Here is an 18,669-nt window from a genome sequence, read left to right on the forward strand (position 1 = left end):
CGTGTCAGCCGATGTCCCGGCGGCGCAACAGCACCGCGCCGACCGCCGCGAACCCGACCAGGTACGCGGCCACCACCGCGGCCGCCTGCCCGCCCCCGACGGTGGCCGCCACTCCGGGGGTGTCACCCGACGCGCCGAGCGCGGCGGCCAGCGAGCCGGCGTTCGGCCCGGGCAGCCCGTCCTGCGCCTTCGCCACCCAGTCGACCAGCGGCGCGGCGATCGCGGCGAGCAGGTTCTGCACGGCGAGCATCCACACCAGGCCGAGGCCGACGGGCAGCGCCACGGCGCGCAGCGCGACGGCCAGCACGGCACCGAGCATGGCCCACATCGTGGCGATGAGCCACCCCGCCCCGACTCCGGTGAGCAGGTCGCCGATCGCCGGCCAGGTCACCGGCTGCGCCTCGGCGGACGCGATGAGCACGCTGGCCACCGCGCCGACCGCGAACACGGCCAGCACCACGGCCAGCGCGGCGACGGCGAGGGCGAGGAGCTTGCCCGCGTACACCTCCAGCCGGGTCGGGCCCTGGGTGAGCACGGTCTTCCAGGTCCCCCAGCCGTACTCGCCGCCGACGGTGAGCACGCCGAGGATCAGCAGGATCGAGCCGAGGAAGACCGGCAGGCCGCCGAGGGAGTTGCCGACCAGCTGGTCGGGGAGCAGCGCGGGCAGGGCCCGGCCGGTGTTCGGCCCGTCGGTGCCGCCGGCGAGGCCGGCGTACGGGAAGACGTAGGTGAAGATCAGTGCGAGCACCAGCGTGATGGCCAGCAGCAGCCAGCTGGCCGGCCGCCGGACCAGCTTGACGGTCTCGGCGCGGAAGCTACGCGACATCGGCCGTTCCCCTCTCCACGAGGTCGAAGAAGACCTGCTCCAGGTCCCGTTCCCGGGGGCGCAGCTCGCGCACGGCGAGCCCCGCCCCGACCAGCTCGGTGTTGAGCCAGGCGGCGCGGTCCGGCTCGACGGCCAGCTCCAGCCCGCCGTCGACCACCCGCACCTGCTCGGCGCCGACCAGTTCCCGCGCCCGGGCGGCCGCCGCGTCCAGCGGGTCGGCGAGCAGCCGCAGCCCGACCGCGCCGCGCAGCTCGGCGACGCTGCCCTCGGCGATTAGCCGGCCGCGCGCGATCACCCCGACCCGGTCGCACACCTGCTCGACCTCGCCGAGCAGGTGGCTGGAGACCAGCACGGTGCAGCCGGCCGCGCCGAGCCGGCGGATCAGGGTGCGCATGTCCGCCATGCCGGCCGGGTCGAGGCCGTTGGTCGGCTCGTCCAGGATCAGCAGGCGGGGGTCCTTCAGCAGCGCGGCGGCCACGCCGAGCCGCTGCTTCATGCCCAACGAGTAGCCGGCGTAGCGGTCGCCGGCCCGGTCGGTGAGGTCGACCAGGTCGAGCACGAGCGCGACCCGGTCGGCGCCGACCCCGGCGTAGCGGGCCAGCACCCGCAGGTTCTCCCGCCCGGACAGGTACGGGTAGAAGGCCGGTCCCTCGATCAGCGCCCCGACGCCGGTGAGCCGGCCGGCGGTGGGTGGCCGGCCGAGCAGCCGGACCGTGCCGGCGGTGGGCCGGACCAGCCCGAGCAGCATGCGCAGGGTGGTGGTCTTGCCGGCGCCGTTGGGGCCGAGGAAGCCGTACACCTCGCCCGCCCGGACGGTGAGCTGGAGATCGTGCACGGCGGTCAGGCCGCCGTACCGTTTGGTGAGCCCTTCGGTCTGCACTGGCAGGTTCATGCCCCCGAGCGTCCCGCTGGACGCCCCCCTGCACGTCGCCCCGGCGGCGGCTTCCGGACTACGTCGCCGGACGTAGTCAGACGGCGGCGAGCACGGCGGCCTCGATCCGGCACCGTTCGGCCTCGGACGGCCAGCCGCCGACCAGGTAGAAGGCGTCCACCACGTCGCCGCCGAGGGTGGAGATCCGGGCGGCCCGCACCTGGGCGCCGGCCTCGTCGAGGGCGCAGGTGACCCGGTAGAGCAGCCCGGCCGCGTCGGCGGCGCGCAGTTCCAGCAGCACCGCGTCGGTGGCGGCCTCGCGGTGCCAGACCACCCGGGGCGCGGCGCCCCGGGTCCGCGCGGCGAGAGCCCGGCCGCGCAGCCGCTGGGTGACCGAGACGTCGCCGGTGACCGCGCGGCGCAGGTCGGCGGTGAGCGCGATCGGGTCGGGGGCCAGGCCGTAGCGCGGCTGCACCCGGCACTGCACGAGGGCCCGGCCGTCGACCGTGGCGGCGTCCGCGGAGATCACCTCCAGCCGGTGCAGGGCCAGGCAGCCGGCCACCGTGGCGAGCAGCCCCCGCCGGTCGGCCGCGGCCACCGACACCCGGTCCTCCCCGAGGTGTACGACCGGCAGCGGCCCGGTGACCAGCGCCGGGTCGGGGGCCGGCGGGGCGGGCACCACGCCGGTGTCCAGGGCGGTCCGCACCCGGGCGACCAGTTCGGCGACCAGCCGCCCCTTCCAGTCCGACCAGGCGGCCGGCCCGGTGGCCGCGGCGTCGGCCCGGACCAGCCCGTGCAGCAGGTCCAGGGTGGTGGTGTCGCCGACCCGCTCGGCGACCCCGGCGACGGTCTTCGGGTCGGAGAGGTCCCGCCGGGTGGCCACGTCGGGCAGCAGCAGGTGCAGCCGGACCAGCTTGGCGATCAGCGCCGCCTCGTCGTCGGGCAGCCCGATCCGGGTGGCCACCGCCTCGGCGAGGGGCGCGCCGACGGTGCTGTGGTCGCCGGGCAGTCCCTTGCCGATGTCGTGCAGGAACGCGCCGAGCAGCAGCAGGTCCGGCCGGTCCACGTCGCGGGTGTGCCGGCTCGCCTCGTACGCGGCCTGCACCAGGTGCCGGTCCAGGGTGAACCGGTGCACGGGGTTGTGCTGGGGCAGGCTGCGCAGCCGGGTCCACTCGGGCAGCCAGCCGTCGATCAGGCCGTACCGGTCGCAGGTCTCCCAGGCGGGCACCAGGCCGGGACCGGCGCCGAGCAGGGTGATCAGCGCGGCCCGGGCGGCCGGCGGCCAGGGCGCGGGCAGCGGCGGGCAGTACGCGGCCAGCCACTCGCAGGTGGCCCGGGCGATGGGCAGCCGGGTGGTGGCCGCCGCGGCGGCGACCCGCAGCGACAGGCTCGGGTCGGGGCGGGCGCCGATCGCCGTGCGGGCGAGGACCAGCTCGCCGTCCTGCTCGACCACGTCCCGGGCGACGGGGCGGCGCAGGGGCCGGCCGCCGGCGCCCCGGTGCCGGCCGGAGCGGAGCCGGTCGGCGGCCCGCCAGGCGTCGTCGAGGGCGTGGCTGACGGTCCGGGCGTCCCCGGCCACCCGGCGCAGCAGCGCGTCGCCGTCACCGACCGGCGCCGCCTCGGCGTCCGCGTCCCCGGTCAGCGGTTGGCGCAGCCCGAGCAGGGCGGCGACGCCGTCGCGTTCCTGGGCGACGAGCCGGTCGACCCGGCGGCCGACCTGCTGGTGCAGGGCGTCCCGGGTGTCGAGGATCCGCCGGTGGGCGGCGTGCACGGCGGGCCGGAGCGCGTCGGTGACGCCGGCCGTGGCGATGGCCCGGAGGAGGCCGACGTCGCGCAGCCCGCCGGCGGCCTCCTTGAGGTCGCCTTCGAGCAGGAAGGCCAGCTCGCCGTGGGCCTCCCAGCGGGCGGTGGTGATCTCGCGCAGGCGGGGGAGCTGCCGGACGGCGGTGCGCCGCCAGTGGTCGGCGGCGGTGCGGACGAGCTGGTCGGCCAGCACCGGGTCGCCGGCCAGGTGGCGGGCGTCGAGCAGGCCGAGAGCGACCTTGACGTCGTCCTGGGCCACGGAGAGCGCCTCGGGGACGGTCCGCACCGAGTGGTCCAGCCGCAGCCCCGCGTCCCAGATCGGATACCAGAGCGAGGCGGCCAGCTCGTCGATGCCGGGCACCCCCGCGTGCAGCAGCACCAGATCGACGTCGCCGTAGGGCGCGCACTGCCGCCGCCCCAGCCCGCCGACCGCGACCAGGGCGATCCCCGCCCGCTGCGGAAAGGCGGAGCCCAGCCACCCGTCCAGCGCCGCTGCCCGCGCCCGCCGGGCGTCGACCCCGATCCCGCCCGGCACGCCGACGACCTCGTTGACCAAGAAGTTCGCGTCACCGTCACCGGGGTGTCCCGACGCGTTCTCCTTGATCAACGAGGTCATCGGGACGTCCTCAGAGGGCGTCGAGCCCGCGCTCGCCGGTGCGCACCCGGACGACCTCCTCGACGTCGGTCACCCAGACCTTGCCGTCGCCGATCTTGCCGGTCCGGGCGGCGCCCACGATGGCGTCGACGATCTTGTCGACGTCCATCTCGTCGGTGAGCACCTCGACCCGGATCTTGGGCAGGAACTCGACCGTGTACTCGGCACCCCGGTAGACCTCGGTGTGCCCCTTCTGCCGGCCGTAGCCCTGGACCTCGCTGACGGTCAGGCCGGCCACGCCGAGGGCGTGCAGGGCCTCCTTCACCGCGTCCAGCTGGTACGGCTTGATGACCGCGGTCACCAGCTTCATGTCCAACCCCTCCATCCCAGGAACGTTAACCGGCGACCTTCTCGCTGACCGGCTCGGCGGGCTCCTCCGCCGCGTCGGTGGGCTCCGGGGCCGGCCTGGCGCCGCCGATCCCCGCCATGGCGAACGCGCCCCCGGCGCCGCCGCCCGTGGTGGGCGACAGGTCGTACGCGCTCTCCGCGTGCTCGGCGACGTCGATGCCGTCGACCTCGGCCTCGGCCGCCACCCGGAAGCCGATCGTCTTCTCGATGGCGAGGGCGAGCAACCAGGCGACGCCGGCCGACCACACGGTGACGATGAGGCCGGCGAGGGCCTGCCGGCCGAGCTGGGTCAGGCCGCCGCCGTAGAAGAGGCCGTCGGAGGCGCCCACCACGTCGCTGATCGCGCCGTTGACCGAGTTGGTGGCGAAGAGGCCGAGCCACAGCGACCCGATCCAGCCGCCGACGAAGTGGACGCCCACCACGTCGAGGGAGTCGTCGTATCCGAGCCGGTACTTCAGGCTGATGGCGAGCGCGCACACCGCACCGGCGACGAGGCCGAGCAGGACGGCCGCCCACGGGGCGATGAAGCCGCAGGCCGGGGTGATGGCGACCAGACCGGCCACGGCGCCGGAGGACGCGCCGACCATGGTCGGCTTCCCGTCCTTGATCCGTTCGATCGCCAGCCAGCCGAGCACCGCGGCCGCGGTGGCGAGCTGGGTGTTGAGGAAGGCCAGGCCGGCCACCGAGTCGACGGTCAGCTCCGAGCCGGCGTTGAAGCCGAACCAGCCGAACCAGAGCAGGCCGGCGCCGAGCGCGACCAGCGGGATGTTGTGCGGCTTCATGCCCTCGCGGGGCCAGCCGACCCGCTTCCCGAGGACCAGGGCAACGCCGAGGGCCGCAGCGCCGGCGTTGATGTGCACGGCCGTGCCGCCAGCGAAGTCGAGCGCGTGGAGCTTGGCGCCGATGATGCCGCCGCCCCACACCCAGTGGGCGACCGGGAAGTAGACCAGGGTGGCCCAGCCGAAGGCGAAGAGCAGCCAGCCGGCGAACTTCGCCCGGTCCGAGATGGCGCCGCTGATCAGGGCCACGGTGATCACCGCGAAGACCATCTGGAACGCCATGAACACGTAGAGCGGGACGCCGATGCCGCTGGGGTTCTCCGCCGTGGCGCCCCAGAGGTCGGTCTCGGCCAGGAAGGTCTTGGTGCCGAGGTACGCGGCGGGGTCGCCCCAGAAACCGTTGACGTCAGCCCCGAAGGCGACGCTGAAACCGTAGAACCACCACAGCAGGGAGATGAGCCCGATGGCCGAGAAGCTCATCATCATCATGTTGAGCACGCCCTTGGCCCGGTTCAGTCCGCCGTAGAACAGCGCCAGGCCGGGGGTCATGAGCAGCACGAGAGCGGTCGAAACCAGCAGCCAAACGGTGTTGCCGCCGTCGATCGTCGGTGCTTCAGGCACGCTGGCCTCCTAAAGGTGAAGTCTCCTCCTTCGCGGCTTCCGGGGCAGCGTCGCCCGTACGCCGGTTGCGCGGAAGCTTGCTCGGCGGCTGTTTCCTTCACCGACACCGCTCGATTTCCGGCGCGTGACGGGTTGTTTCCGGCGTGTGAAGAACGATGATCACCCGAGCGGAGACCGCTCAGCGCAGCGCGTGCTCCAGGGCGTGCCGCTCGTAGTCGAGCAGCCGCAGGTCGCGCATCGGCCGGCGCAGGTGGCCCTTGTGCACGATCCGGACGAACGCCGGCTCGCCGGCGGCGGCCATCCGCCGGATGCCCTCGACGTGGTCGACGATCCGCTTGCGGATGGTCCGGATGAGCCGGTGCCGGTCCCGCGGGATCAGCCCGTACGCGTCGGCGAACAGGCGCAGCCGGCGCGGCCGGTCGGGGTGCTTCCAGCCGAGGGTGATCGAGTCCCGGTCGGAGAAGATCGGCACCCAGGTCCAGGCCGCGTACGCCACGTCGTAGATCCGCGCGCCGGGCGAGGCCAGGTCGAAGTCGATCAGCCCGAGGGTGCCGTCGGGCCGCCAGATCACGTTGTGCGGGGCGGCGTCGTGGTGGCAGATCACCTCGGTGTCCGGCGGGGGCGGGCCGAACGAGCGCCAGACCGCACCGGGCGGCGGGGTGAAGCCGTACTGGGCGTCGTGGAACATCCGCAGCATGGTCGCCACGGTGACCAGGGCCTCGTCGGTGACCCAGTGCGGGGCCAGCGGGTACTCCCCGCACTCCCCCTCCAGGTACGACAGGACCTCCCGGTTGCGCTCGTCCATGCCGAGGGCGCGGGGCGCGCCGGTGAAGCCGACGTATTCCAGATGCCGCAGCAGCGCGTGGACCGAGGGGGTCCACGGGCCGGCGTTGCGCCGGACGGTGTCGCCCACCCGGACCACGGTGCTCACGTTCCCGCCGTGGAGCGGAATCTCCTGCGAAGTCACGTACGGTCTCCCGAGGCGTGGCGACGGGTTGCTGGGGTCGCGCCACCCCGCGTAGGCGCGATCGTCAGTCGTCACGTCGAGGCTACGCGTCCCGGGCGATCGGCTCAGTGCCGAGCAGCGCGTCGACGAACTGCGCCGGGTCGAACGGGGCCAGGTCGTCCGGGCCCTCGCCGAGGCCGACCAGCTTGACCGGGATGCCCAGCTTGCGCTGCACGGCGATCACGATGCCCCCCTTGGCGGTGCCGTCGAGCTTGGTCAGCACCACGCCGGTCACGTTGACCACCTCGGTGAAGACCCGGGCCTGCTCCAGGCCGTTCTGGCCGGTGGTGGCGTCGAGCACCAGCAGGGTCTCGTCGATCGGGCCGTGCTTCTCGACCACCCGCTTGACCTTGCCCAGCTCGTCCATGAGGCCGACCTTGTTCTGCAGTCGGCCGGCGGTGTCCACCAGCACAGTGTCGACCCTCGTGTCGATGCCCCGCTTGACGGCGTCGAAGGCGACGCTGGCCGGGTCGGCGGCCTCGGGGCCGCGGACGGTCTCGGCGCCCACCCGGCCGCCCCAGGTCTCCAGCTGGTCGGCGGCGGCGGCCCGGAAGGTGTCGGCCGCGCCGAGCAGCACGGTCCGGCCGTCCGCGATGAGCACCCGGGCGATCTTGCCGCAGGTGGTGGTCTTGCCGGCGCCGTTGACCCCGACGACCAGCAGCACCGCCGGCACGCCCTCCTTGGGGGCGGTCTTCAGCGACCGGTCGAGCGTCGGGTCGAGCGCGTTGACCAGCTCGGCGGCGAGCAGGGTGCGCAGCTCGCCGACCGAGCGGGTGCCGAGCACCCGGGTCTGCTCGCGCAGCCGGTCGACGATCTCGCGGGTGGAGTCGATGCCGACGTCGGCGGTGATCAGGCTGTCCTCGATCTCCTCCCAGGTGTCCTCGTCGAGGCGGTCCCGGCTGAGCAGGCCGAGCAGGCCCTTGCCGAAGACGTTCTGCGAGCGGGACAGCCGGGAGCGCAGCCGCACCAGCCGGCCGGCGGTGGGCTCGGGGACCTCGATGGTGGGCAGCGGCGGCGCCTCGACCACGGGCGGCGGCTCGACCAGCACGCCGGTGCGCAGGTCCGACTCCGCGGCCTCGACCGGCGGCCCGGCCAGGTCCTCCTCGGCCCGGGTGTCGACCTCCGTCTCCGGCAGCGGCGGCTCCGGGCGCCGGCGCAACCGGGGCACCACGAGGCTGAGGCCGCCGAGGATCAGCACGCCGAGCAGGGCGAGTGCGACGAGGAGGTATTCCGTCATGCCCGAAATCCTGTCAGATGCCGGCGACGGCGTCCCACTCACCGCCTCGGCACGTGAACGAGCTGCGGGTACGCTCGCGGCTGGAAGGCGTGCCGCAACCGCCGGCCGGGTAGGAAAGGAATGATGATCTTCCTCGGAGGTGCGCCGTGACCGGTTCCCGTCTGCTCATCGGCCCGCTGCTGCGTCGGGTCGTCGGCACGCGGGCCACCGTCTGGGTGGAGACCAGCGCCCCCGCCGTGGTCACCGTCCGCACGGCCGACGGCGCCACCGGCAGCGCGCCCACCTTCTCGGCGTACGACCACCACTACGCGATCGTGGTGGTGTCGGGGCTGGCGGCGGACAGCAGCACCACCTACGAGGTGCTCGTCGACGACGAGGTGGCCTGGCCGGTGCCGGACAGCGGCTTCCCGGCCAGCGTGATCCGGACCCGGGCGGCGGACGACCGGGACCAGCCGGTGACCCTGCTCTTCGGCTCCTGCCGGGAGACCACCCAGCACGCCACCGCCCGCCGGCTGCCCCCGGACGCGCTGGACGCGTACGCCCGGCGGCTGATCGCCGCCCCCGACCCGGACGCCCTGCCCGACCTGCTGGTGCTCCTCGGCGACCAGGTCTACGCGGACGAGACGTCGCCGACCGTGCGCCGGCTGCTGAAGCGGCGGCGGCGCCGGCCGAAGGGCGCGCCGGCCACCCAGGTGGTCAGCTTCGACGAGTACACCAAGCTCTACCTGGAGTCCTGGCGCGATCCGGAGATCCGCTGGCTGCTCTCGACCGTGCCGAGCGTGATGATCTTCGACGACCACGAGATCATCGACGACTGGAACACCTCGGCGTCGTGGCGGGCGGACATGCGCGCGCAGCCCTGGTGGGCGGAGCGCATCCGCAGCGGCCTGGCCTCCTACTGGGTCTACCAGCACCTGGGCAACCTGTCCCCGGACGAGATCGCCGCCGACCCGGTCTACGCCAAGGTGACCGCCGCCGAGGACGCCACGGGCGTGCTGCACGAGTTCGGCGATCGGGTCGACTCCGAGGCCGACGTGGCGCACGACACCGAGCGCTGGCGGGCCGTGCAGTACCAGTGGAGCTACGCGCTGGACCTGGGGCGGACCCGCCTGGTCATGCTGGACAACCGCTCGAGCCGGGTGTTGGACGCGGGCAGCCGGGCCATGCTGCCGCCGGGTGAGTGGTCCTGGTTCCTGGACCGGGCGCACGGCGTCTACGACCACCTGGTGGTCGGGGCGTCCCTGCCCTGGCTGCTGCCGCCCGGCATCCACCACGTCGAGGCGTGGAACGAGCGGCTCGCCGACTCCCGCCGGCCCTGGGTGGCGAAGGTCGCCGAGCAGATGCGCCGGGCCTGGGACCTGGAGCACTGGGCCTCGTTCCGGCGCTCCTTCGAGGCGCTCGGCGAGCTGTTCGCCCGGCTGGGCAGCGGCACGGCGCCGCGCGAGGGGGCCCGGGTCGGCGCCGGTCCGGCGTACTCGCGGCCGGCCTCGATCAGCGTGCTCTCCGGGGACGTGCACCACTCGTACGTGGCCCGGGCGCGGTTCGCCGACAAGAGCGTAGGCACCCCGGTGCACCAGCTCACCTGCTCGCCGATCCACAACCAGGTGCCGGCCGGGATGCGCCCGCTCATGCGGCTCGGCTGGAACCCGGGGCCGGCCGGCGCGGCCCGGGCGCTGGCCCGCTCGGCCGGGGTGCGTCGCGCGCCGGTGCGGTGGAAGAAGCTGGCCGGGCCCTATTTCGGCAACGCCGTGGCCACGCTGACCCACCGGGGCCGGAACGCCGAGGTGGTCATCGAGGGCACCACGAGCGACGGGCACCTGCGCACGGTGGCGCGCCAACGGCTCAGCGACGAGGTGTGAGTACCCTCTCAGCGTGGACGAGAGCCTGCGCGCCGTGGAGCACGAACTGACCGCGCTGCTGCGGCGCGGTCGCGCGCTGTCCTGGGAGATCGCCCGCGAGGTGCATCCGAACCTGGAGCCGAACGCCTACGGGCTGCTGCTCTGGTTGCGCCGGTCCGGCTCGATCCGGCTCACCGACCTGGCCGCCAAGCTGGGCATCGGCAAGGGCACGCTGAGCCGGCAGATCGGCGGCCTGGAGGCGCTGGGGCTGGTCCGCCGCGACCCGGACCCGACGGACCGGCGGGCCGCCCAGCTCAGCCTCACCGAGGAGGGCACCCGCCGGTTCGACGCCGCGCGGGCGGCGCGACTCGGACAGATCCGGCGGTCGCTCGAATCCTGGCCGATCCAGGACGTCGAGGACTTCGCCCGGCTCATGCACCGGTTCAACGAGACCTTCTGACCGGATCCGCCCTGGAATAAGACCTGCGCCACGTGCGGTTGTTGCTTGAGGCAACCAAGCCATACGGTTGCCCGAAGCAACTCTTCCCCCGTCTTCTCCGGAGGCATTCCACGATGACGCAGGCGACAGCGCCCGCCCGGGCGACCGCCGTCGACATGTCCCACCGGCAGATCCTGGAGGCTCTCTCCGGCCTGCTGCTGGGCATGTTCGTCGCGATCCTCTCCTCCACGGTCGTCTCCAACGCGCTGCCGCGGATCATCACCGAGCTGCACGGCGGCCAGTCCGCGTACACCTGGGTGGTCACCTCGACGCTGCTGGCAACCACGGCGACCACCCCGATCTGGGGCAAGCTCGCCGACCTGACCAGCAAGAAGATCCTGGTCCAGCTCGCCCTCACGATCTTCGTGCTGGGCTCGGTGCTCGCCGGGCTCTCCCAGTCCACCGGCCAGCTCATCGCCTGCCGGGTGCTCCAGGGCATCGGCGCGGGCGGGCTCACCGCCCTGGCCCAGGTGATCATGGCGACGATGATCACGCCGCGCGAGCGCGGCCGGTACAGCGGCTACCTCGGCGCGGTCATGGCCGTGGGCACCATCGGCGGCCCGCTGATCGGCGGCGTCATCGTCGACACCGACTGGCTCGGCTGGCGCTGGTGCTTCTACGTGGGCGTGCCGTTCGCCGCCCTCGCCCTGGTCGTGCTCCAGAAGACCCTGCACCTGCCGGTGGTCAAGCGGGAGGCGAAGATCGACTGGTGGGGCGCCACCCTGATCACCGCGGCCGTCTCGTTGCTGCTGATCTGGGTCACCCTGGCCGGCGACAAGTACGACTGGCTGTCCTGGCAGAGCGCCGTCATGGTGGCCGGCGCCGTCCTGCTCGGCGCGCTCGCCCTCCGGGTGGAGAACCGGGCCGCCGAGCCGATGATCCCGCCGCGCCTGTTCCGCAACCGCACCATCACCCTCGCGGTGGTCGCCAGCATCGCGGTCGGCGTTGGCATGTTCGGCGCCTCCGTCTTCCTCGGCCAGTACTTCCAGATCAGCCGCGGCGAGAGCCCGACCATGTCCGGCCTCATGACGCTGCCGATGATCCTCGGCCTGCTGGTCGCCTCGACCGTGGTCGGCCGCGTCATCACCAACACCGGCCGCTGGAAGCGCTACCTGGTCGCCGGTTCGGCCCTGCTCACCGCCGGCTTCGCGCTGATGGGCACCATGCGGGCGGACACCCCGTACTGGCGGCTCGCCGTCTTCATGGCGCTGATCGGCCTCGGCCTGGGCATGACCATGCAGAACCTGGTCCTCGCCGTGCAGAACACCGTCGGCCCGCACGAGCTCGGCGCGGCCAGCTCGGTGGTCGCCTTCTTCCGCAGCCTGGGCGGCGCCATCGGCGTGAGCGCGCTCGGCGCGATCCTCGGCCACAAGGTCAAGGACTACCTCGCCGAGGGGCTCGCCGGGCTCGGCATCCCGGCGTCCAGCTCCGGCAGCGGCGGTACCCTGCCGAATGTGCACACCCTGCCCGCCCCGATCCGCGCGGTCGTCGAGGCCGCGTACGGGCACGGCGCCGGGGACATCTTCCTGGCCGCCGCCCCGTTCGGGCTGATCGCGCTGATCGCGGTCGTGTTCATCAAGGAGGTGCCGCTGCGCCGCACCAACAGCGACGCGATCTCCACCGAGGTCGAGCGGGAGTCGACCGTCGCGGCCGGCGCCGGCGCCCCGGTGGTACGCACGGGCGGACGGGACTGACCCGATGGACGCCCCCGAGCGTGAGAAGTACGGCCCGGAGGCCCGGCCGCTGCCGTTCGAACGCGGCACGGACGGGCCCCGGGTGGTGCTGGTCGGCGTCGACGGCAGCCGCACCTCGCTGCGCGCCGCCTCGTACGCGGCCGGCCTGGCCCGCCGGCAGGGCGCCGGGCTGGTGGTGGTCTTCGTCAGCTCGCCGTCCCCGTACACCGCGATCATGTCCGGCGTGGTGGCCGGGGCGGTTCAGCAGACCCAGGACGAGCTGGCCGCCGAACTGCGCGAGGAGTGCCGGCGCGGCGCCGAGGAACTGGGCCTGCCGGTGACCTTCCTGTGCCGGCGCGGCGACGCGTACGCCGAACTGGCCAAGGCGGCCGACGAACAGCGCGCCGACCTGGTCGTGGTCGGGTCGTCCGAGCAGGCCGGCCACAAGCTGGTCGGCTCGGTGGCCACCCGGCTGGTCCGCACCGGCCGCTGGCCGGTCGTGGTGGTGCCCTGAAATCCGGTCGCGGGTGTCGCACCCGGGCCGCAGGATGACCGGATGACCTGGAGAGCACCCGAGATCGACCGCAGGACCGAGCCCTACGTCGGTGACGAGCGCGCCATGCTCGAAGGCTGGCTCGACTACCACCGCGACACGCTGCTGCACAAGTGCGCCGGCCTGACCGCCGAGCAGTTGCGGACGGCGAGCGTCGAGCCGTCGACCCTGACCCTGCTGGGGCTGGTCCGGCACATGGCCGACGTGGAGCGCTGGTGGTTCCGCATCCGCGCCGCCGGGGAGGACATCCCCGGCCTCTACGACGGCGACGAGGACCCGGACGCGGACTTGAACGCCGTCGCCGACGCCGACCCGGCGGAGGCCTTCGCCACCCTCCGCGCCGAGGTCGAGGCGGCCCGGAAGGCCGCCGCCGGCCTGTCGCTGGACCACACCTTCCGGCGCCCCCGCCGGGACGGCACCGCGGACGACATGAACCTCCGCTGGGTCTACGTGCACATGATCGAGGAGTACGCCCGGCACAACGGCCACGCCGACCTGCTCCGCGAGCGCATCGACGGCGTCACCGGCGACTGACCCTCCCCGGCCGGTGCGGTGGCGGTGTCCCGGCCCACCGGAACCCGCCACCCCGGCGAGCCGGCCGGCTCAGAACGCCAGCGCCGCCCGGATGTAGCGCAGGTCGGCCGGGCCGCTCCAGCGGTGGGCGGAGAGCCCGGCCACGCGCGCGCCGGCCACCGCCCGGTCCTCGTCGTCCACGAACAGCACCCGCGCCGGCGGCGTCCCCAGCGCCTCGCAGGCCGCCTGGAAGTATTCCTTCGCCGGCTTGTGCACCCCGACCACCGAGGAGTTGACCACGACGTCCAGCTCGTCGGTCAGGTCCAGCGCGGCCAGGTCGGCGTCGAGCACGTCGGTGGCGTTGGTGCCCAGCCCGACCCGCACGCCGGCCGCCCGGACCTCCCGGATGAAGCCGAGCACCTCGGGGTCGACCTCCCCCCGGTAGCTCTGCCAGGCGTCCACCGCGGCCCGGGCCCGCCCCGGGTCGCCGACCGAGGGGGTGAGCGCGTCGGCCACGCTGGTCATCCACTCGGCGTGGCTCACCTTGCCGGTGAGCACCGGCTGGAGCAGCCCCCAGGACATGGCGATCTCGCCGAGGACGCCCTCGGTCAGCCCGTACTCCCGCTCGACCCGGGCGGCGACCGCCGGGTCCCAGCGGCGCAGCACGCCGTCGAAATCGACCAGGAGCGCCGTGGCGCGTTCCCGACTCACTCGCTGTTCCCCTACCCCTCGTCGTCGGCCCGGTTGAGCCGCTGGCTGATCACCTGGGTGACCCCGCTGCGCATGGTCACGCCGTAGAGCGCGTCGGCGATCTCCATGGTGCGTTTCTGGTGCGTGATCACGATGAGCTGGCTCTTCTCGCGGAGCTGGGCCAGCAGCGTGATCAGGCGGCCCAGGTTGACGTCGTCGAGGGCCGCCTCCACCTCGTCCATGATGTAGAACGGACTGGGCCGCGCGCGGAAGATCGCCACAAGCATCGCCACCGCGGTCAGCGACCGCTCGCCGCCGGACAGCAGCGAGAGCCGCTTGATCTTCTTGCCGGGCGGCCGGGCCTCGACCTCGACGCCGGTGGTGAGCAGGTCCTCCGGGTCGGTGAGCACCAGCCGACCCTCGCCGCCCGGGAAGAGCACCGTGAACACCTGCTCGAACTCCCGCGCCGTGTCCTCGAACGCGCTGGCGAAGACCTCCAGGATGCGGTCGTCGACGTCCTTGACCACGGTGAGCAGGTCCCGGCGGGTGGCCTTGAGGTCCTCCAGCTGCTCGGAGAGGAACTTGAAGCGTTCCTCCAGCGCGGCGAACTCCTCCAGCGCCAACGGGTTGACCTTGCCGAGCAGGGCCAGCTCCCGCTCCGCCTTGGCGGCACGCTTCTCCTGCACCGGCCGCTCGTAGCGGACCGGCTCGGGCACCGGCGTGCCCTCCTTCTCCGCCGCCGCGAGGTCCGCGTCGGTGGGCGGGACGAGCTGGTCGGGGCCGTACTCGGCGACCAGGGTGGCCACGTCGAGGCCGAAGTCCTCGGCGGCCTTCGCCTCCAACTGCTCGATGCGCAGCCGCTGCTCGGCGCGGGCCACCTCGTCCCGGTGCACCTGGCTGGTCAGCCGCTCCAGCTCGGCGCCGAGCCGCTTCGCCGCGCCGCGTACCTCGGACAGCTCGGCCTCGCGGGCGGCGCGCTCGCGGGCCACCTCGTCGCGGTGCTCCTCGGCCCGGGCGATCGAGACGGTGAGCCGGGTGAGCGCCTCGCGCGCGCCGCCGACCACGGCCCGGGCGATCTCCGCGCCGCGGGTGCGGGCCGCGCGCCGGGCGGCCGCGCGCTCCCGCGCGGCCCGCTCGGCGGTCGCCTGCCGGGCGAGCGAGTCGGCCCGGCCGGCGATCGAGGCGACCCGCTCCTCGGCGGTACGCACGGCGAGCCGGACCTCCATCTCGTTCTGCCGGGCCTGCGGCACCATGGCGGCGAGCTGGTCGCGTTCCTCGGTGGACGGTTCGGCGTCGAGCGGGGTGGCCTCGGCCAGCCGGAGCCGTTCCTCCAGCTCGGCGAGGGCCGCCAGGTCGCGTTCCCGGGCCGCCTCGGCGCGGGCGCGGGACTCGCCGAGCCGGTCGGTCTCCGCCTTTGCCGACCGGGCGGCCGCGCCCAGCTCGGCGAGCCGGCGGGCGGCGGCGTTGCGGTGGCTCTCGGCCTCCCGCTTGGCGGCGGCGGCGTGCTGCACGGCCTCCTTGGCGGCGGCCACCTCGGCGCGCGCCTCGACCAGTTGCTCGCGCAGCTCGGCGCTGGTCCGCTCGGCGGTGGCCCGGTTGGTCCGGGCCTCCTCGACGGCGGCCTGCACCTCGATGTAGCTGGGCGCCTTGGCCGACCCGCCGGCCGCCGCGTACGCCCCGACCACGTCGCCGTCGGGGGTGACCGCGCGCAGCTCCGGGTTGCCGGCGACCAGCTCGGCGGCGGCGGCCAGGTCGTCGACCAGCACCACGTCGCGCAGCGCCCGGTGCACCGCCGGGCGGATCTCGGCGGAGCATTCGACGAGGTCGGGGGCCCAGCGGGCGCCGTCGGGCAGCTTCGGGCGCAGCGCGTCGGCGGAGCCGGCCATGCCGGGGCCCGCGGGGCTGCCGACCAGCAGGCCGGCACGGCCGGCGTCGGAGATCTTGAGCAGGCGCATGGCCTCGACGGCCTCGTCCACGCCGCTGACCGCGACCGCGTCGGCGAGCCCGCCGAGCGCGGCGGCGAGCGCCGCCTCGTTGCCCGGGGCCACGGTGAGCAGCCCGGCCAGGCTGCCGAGCAGGCCGGGCACCTGGTCGGCGCGGGCCAGCAGGGCGCCCGCGCCGTCCTTGCGGCGCAGGCCGAGGGCGAGCGCCTCCTCGCGGGCCTTCCAGGTCGCCGCGTCCTTCTCGGCGGCCCGCTCGGCGTCGGCGAGGCTGCGCACGGCGGCCTGGGCCTGCTCGTGCACGGCGACCGCCTCGGCGTGCCGGGCGTCCAGGTCGGCGTTGTCCCGGTCGGCCTCGGTGGACTGTTCGGCGACCGCGTCGAGTTCGCCCTGGGCCTTCTCGGCGCGGGCCAGGGCGTCGGTGTGCGCGGCGGCGAGCCGTTCGATCTCCTCGCCGGCGCTGGTGGTCCGGGCCCGCGCGGAGTTGACCTGGCCGGTCAGCCGGGCCAGGCCCTCGCGCCGGTCGGCGATGGCCTTGGCGGCGGCGACCAGTTCCCGCTCGGCGGCAGCGAGTTGCCGCTCCAGTTCCTGCCGGTGCTCGACCGCCTCGGCGAGCCGGATCTGGTCGTCGGTGAGCGCCGCCCGCAGCTCCTCCTCCTGCTCGCGGACCCGCCGGGACTCGGCCTCCAGCTGCTCCGGGTCGCGGCCGGGGCGCTCGTCGTCCCCGGAGGCGCTGAGGTGCCGCAGCCGTTCCCGGGCGAGTTGCTCGATCGAGCGGAACCGCTCCTGGAGCGCGGAGAGCTTGTACCAGGTGTCCTGGGCCGCGGCGAGCAGTGGGGCGTCCTCGGCGAGCGCCGCCTCCAGCTCGCCGAGGCGGGCCTGCACCTCACCGTGCTCGCCCTCGATCTGCTCGCGCCGCTCGCGCAGCGCGGTCTCGTCGGCGATCTCCCGGTCCAGTGTGGTGCGCAGGGTGTGCAGGTCGTCGGCGAGCAGCCGCAGCCGGGCGTCGCGCAGGTTGGCCTGGATGGCGGCGGCCCGGCGAGCCACCTCGGCCTGCCGGCCCAGCGGCTTGAGCTGGCGGCGCAGCTCGGCGGTGAGGTCGGTGAGCCGGTTGAGGTTGGTCTGCATCGCGTCGAGCTTCCGCAGCGCCTTCTCCTTGCGCTTGCGGTGCTTGAGGACGCCGGCGGCCTCCTCGATGAACGCCCGCCGGTCCTCCGGCTTGGCGTGCAGCATGCCGTCGAGCCGGCCCTGCCCGACGATGATGTGCATCTCCCGGCCGATGCCGGAGTCCGAGAGCAGCTCCTGGATGTCCAGCAGCCGGCACGAGTCGCCGTTGATCTCGTACTCGCTCTCGCCGGAGCGGAACATCCGGCGGGTGATGGAGACCTCGGTGTACTCGATCGGCAGGGCACCGTCGGTGTTGTCGATGGTGAGGGTGACCTCGGCCCGGCCCAGCGGCGCCCGCCCGGCGGTGCCGGCGAAGATGACGTCCTCCATCTTGCCGCCGCGCAGCGCCTTGGCGCCCTGCTCGCCGAGGACCCAGGCGATGGCGTCGACGACGTTGGACTTGCCGGAGCCGTTCGGGCCGACCACGCAGGTGATCCCCGGCTCCAGCTTCAGCGTCGTCGCGGAGGCGAAGGACTTGAAGCCCTTCACCGTCAGGCTCTTGAGATGCACCTTCTCGATCCTCGTCCGGTGGCCGCCGTACCGTCGCCGGCTGCGCGGACCTGGCGAACCCGCAGACTAACCCGCGGCCGGGGAGAGCCTGGTACGCGACCCACCCGGTGCCGGAGGTGTCCGGATTCCGGCGGTGTGGCGTACGCCACGGAAAAGTGCAAGATCATAATTGCGGAACGCAATTCCGGGGCAGGCCAGCAAGATCGCGGAATGAGGCCCGGAAAACAAAAAGCTGCGCGCCGGCACTGAAGTGTCGGCGCGCGTTTTCTGTGTGGTGCGATTCAGTTTTCCGACGACCGGAGATCAGGTCAGCGCGGGCTCGGCCAGTCGGAGGAGGTCATCCGCCTCCGCCGCAGCCGCCGCAAGCCGATCGTTGTCGGCACGCAGACGCGTGATCTCGAACTCCAGTGCCTGAACCCTGGCACGCAGTCGGGTGACCTCGTCGAGCAGACGCCGGTCGGGCGCTGCACCTACGTGGCCGTAGAGGGCCTTCGCCATGCTGACTCCTTGATATGCGCTGCCGGAAAGGCCGGCCAACGCGCGCCCATGATGTTCGCGGCTGCCATCCCCGCGAAATCCGGGCATGGCTGGGCGCGACTGGCGACACCTATATATTGAGCCGAACCCCCCTCCTTCGTCAAGTTCCCGCAGGCCGTAGATCATCTCCACGTCCACCGGTCCACTTGTCGGGGGGTTGCCACAAGGCGCGGACACGCTCTGTCCGGACGCCTTTACTGTACGCCCGGGAATGTGTGAACGCCTCACCCTTGCTGTCGGGTTCCCCTTAACTCTTTCTTAGCCACGTTGCCGCAGCTCGCACCGCGCCCGTAGCGTCACTGCGGCCCGCAACCGACCCGTGGAGGGGACAGGCGTGTACCGCTGGACCGACCCGATCGACCCGGATGGCGTCTCCCGACGCCCCGAGCCACCGACCGACGAAGGGCCGGCCTGGCTCACCGACCGGCCCGAGCCGCGGTCGTCCTACCTCTTCGGGGACGAGCCGGGGCAGCCCGGCCCGGACCGGACCGAGGCGCCGACCGGCGCTTGGCAGGCCGACGCCCCGGCCACCCCGTGGCGGGACGACCCCACACCCGAGCGCACCGGCCACCTCCCCCCGGCCGACGCCGGGACGCACGGGTG

The 18,669-nt window shown here is 73.9% G+C and carries 15 protein-coding genes and 1 pseudogene; 6 read left to right on the plus strand and 10 right to left on the minus strand.

Translation table 11 applies throughout. The annotated features are described in order from the left end of the window. Nucleotides 1-4 precede the first annotated feature (4 nt). From F8274_RS21735 to ftsY, 7 genes are all read right to left on the minus strand, one after another. Complete coding sequence (locus tag F8274_RS21735) at nt 5-826, minus strand: ABC transporter permease (RefSeq protein ID WP_151464218.1); 822 nt, start codon at nt 824-826, stop codon at nt 5-7. Then, complete coding sequence (locus F8274_RS21740; RefSeq protein ID WP_151464219.1) at nt 816-1,718, minus strand: ABC transporter ATP-binding protein; 903 nt, start codon at nt 1,716-1,718, stop codon at nt 816-818. Before F8274_RS21740 ends, F8274_RS21735 begins: the two co-directional genes overlap by 11 nt. A gap of 76 nt (nt 1,719-1,794) precedes the next feature. Continuing rightward, nucleotides 1,795-4,116 carry a [protein-PII] uridylyltransferase gene (locus F8274_RS21745; RefSeq protein WP_151464220.1) on the minus strand — a complete coding sequence of 774 codons (2,322 nt, stop codon included), beginning with the start codon at nt 4,114-4,116 and terminating at the stop codon, nt 1,795-1,797. Nucleotides 4,117-4,126: 10 nt separating this feature from the next. After that, nucleotides 4,127-4,465 carry a P-II family nitrogen regulator gene (locus F8274_RS21750; protein ID WP_192579926.1) on the minus strand — a complete coding sequence of 113 codons (339 nt, stop codon included), beginning with the start codon at nt 4,463-4,465 and terminating at the stop codon, nt 4,127-4,129. A gap of 25 nt (nt 4,466-4,490) precedes the next feature. Further along, nucleotides 4,491-5,903 (minus strand): ammonium transporter, encoded by a 1,413-nt coding sequence (locus F8274_RS21755; protein WP_151464222.1) that lies wholly within the window; start codon nt 5,901-5,903, stop codon nt 4,491-4,493. Between the two features lie 178 nt (nt 5,904-6,081). Then, nucleotides 6,082-6,978, minus strand: coding sequence for an aminoglycoside phosphotransferase family protein (locus F8274_RS21760; protein ID WP_192579927.1), 897 nt, complete (start codon nt 6,976-6,978; stop codon nt 6,082-6,084). After that, nucleotides 6,953-8,146 carry a signal recognition particle-docking protein FtsY gene (gene ftsY, locus F8274_RS21765; RefSeq protein WP_151464224.1) on the minus strand — a complete coding sequence of 398 codons (1,194 nt, stop codon included), beginning with the start codon at nt 8,144-8,146 and terminating at the stop codon, nt 6,953-6,955. Before ftsY ends, F8274_RS21760 begins: the two co-directional genes overlap by 26 nt. A 146-nt stretch (nt 8,147-8,292) precedes the next feature. Between ftsY and F8274_RS21770 the strand changes: the two genes are divergently transcribed. From F8274_RS21770 to F8274_RS21790, 5 genes are all read left to right on the plus strand, one after another. Further along, a complete protein-coding gene (locus F8274_RS21770; RefSeq protein WP_151464225.1) occupies nt 8,293-10,005 on the plus strand; it encodes an alkaline phosphatase D family protein in 1,713 nt (570 codons plus the stop codon). 13 nt (nt 10,006-10,018) lie between these two features. After that, a complete protein-coding gene (locus F8274_RS21775) occupies nt 10,019-10,444 on the plus strand; it encodes a MarR family winged helix-turn-helix transcriptional regulator (RefSeq protein ID WP_151464226.1) in 426 nt (141 codons plus the stop codon). 113 nt (nt 10,445-10,557) lie between these two features. Further along, entirely contained in the window at nt 10,558-12,177 is a 1,620-nt protein-coding gene (locus tag F8274_RS21780; RefSeq protein ID WP_151464227.1) for an MDR family MFS transporter, read from the plus strand. 4 nt (nt 12,178-12,181) lie between these two features. Beyond that, nucleotides 12,182-12,670: a universal stress protein gene (locus tag F8274_RS21785; protein WP_091268745.1), complete on the plus strand. Its 489-nt coding sequence runs from the start codon at nt 12,182-12,184 to the stop codon at nt 12,668-12,670. Nucleotides 12,671-12,712: 42 nt separating this feature from the next. Beyond that, nucleotides 12,713-13,243, plus strand: coding sequence for a DinB family protein (locus F8274_RS21790; protein WP_151464228.1), 531 nt, complete (start codon nt 12,713-12,715; stop codon nt 13,241-13,243). A gap of 69 nt (nt 13,244-13,312) precedes the next feature. On the opposite strand, the gene F8274_RS21795 is transcribed toward F8274_RS21790, so the two are convergent. The 3 genes from F8274_RS21795 to F8274_RS21805 all read right to left on the minus strand — a co-directional run bounded on the left by F8274_RS21795 (nt 13,313) and on the right by F8274_RS21805 (nt 18,027). After that, a complete protein-coding gene (locus F8274_RS21795) occupies nt 13,313-13,933 on the minus strand; it encodes an HAD-IA family hydrolase (RefSeq protein WP_151464229.1) in 621 nt (206 codons plus the stop codon). A gap of 11 nt (nt 13,934-13,944) precedes the next feature. Continuing rightward, entirely contained in the window at nt 13,945-17,529 is a 3,585-nt protein-coding gene (gene smc / locus F8274_RS21800; RefSeq protein ID WP_151464230.1) for a chromosome segregation protein SMC, read from the minus strand. Between the two features lie 303 nt (nt 17,530-17,832). Then, nucleotides 17,833-18,027 carry a hypothetical protein gene (locus F8274_RS21805; RefSeq protein ID WP_007456482.1) on the minus strand — a complete coding sequence of 65 codons (195 nt, stop codon included), beginning with the start codon at nt 18,025-18,027 and terminating at the stop codon, nt 17,833-17,835. 373 nt (nt 18,028-18,400) lie between these two features. On the opposite strand from F8274_RS21805, the pseudogene F8274_RS31330 reads away from it, so the two are divergent. Beyond that, nucleotides 18,401-18,669: pseudogene (locus F8274_RS31330) on the plus strand (hypothetical protein); the annotation flags it as partial.

Source organism: Micromonospora sp. AMSO31t (assembly GCF_008868175.1).
Classification (GTDB): Bacteria; Actinomycetota; Actinomycetes; order Mycobacteriales; family Micromonosporaceae; genus Micromonospora.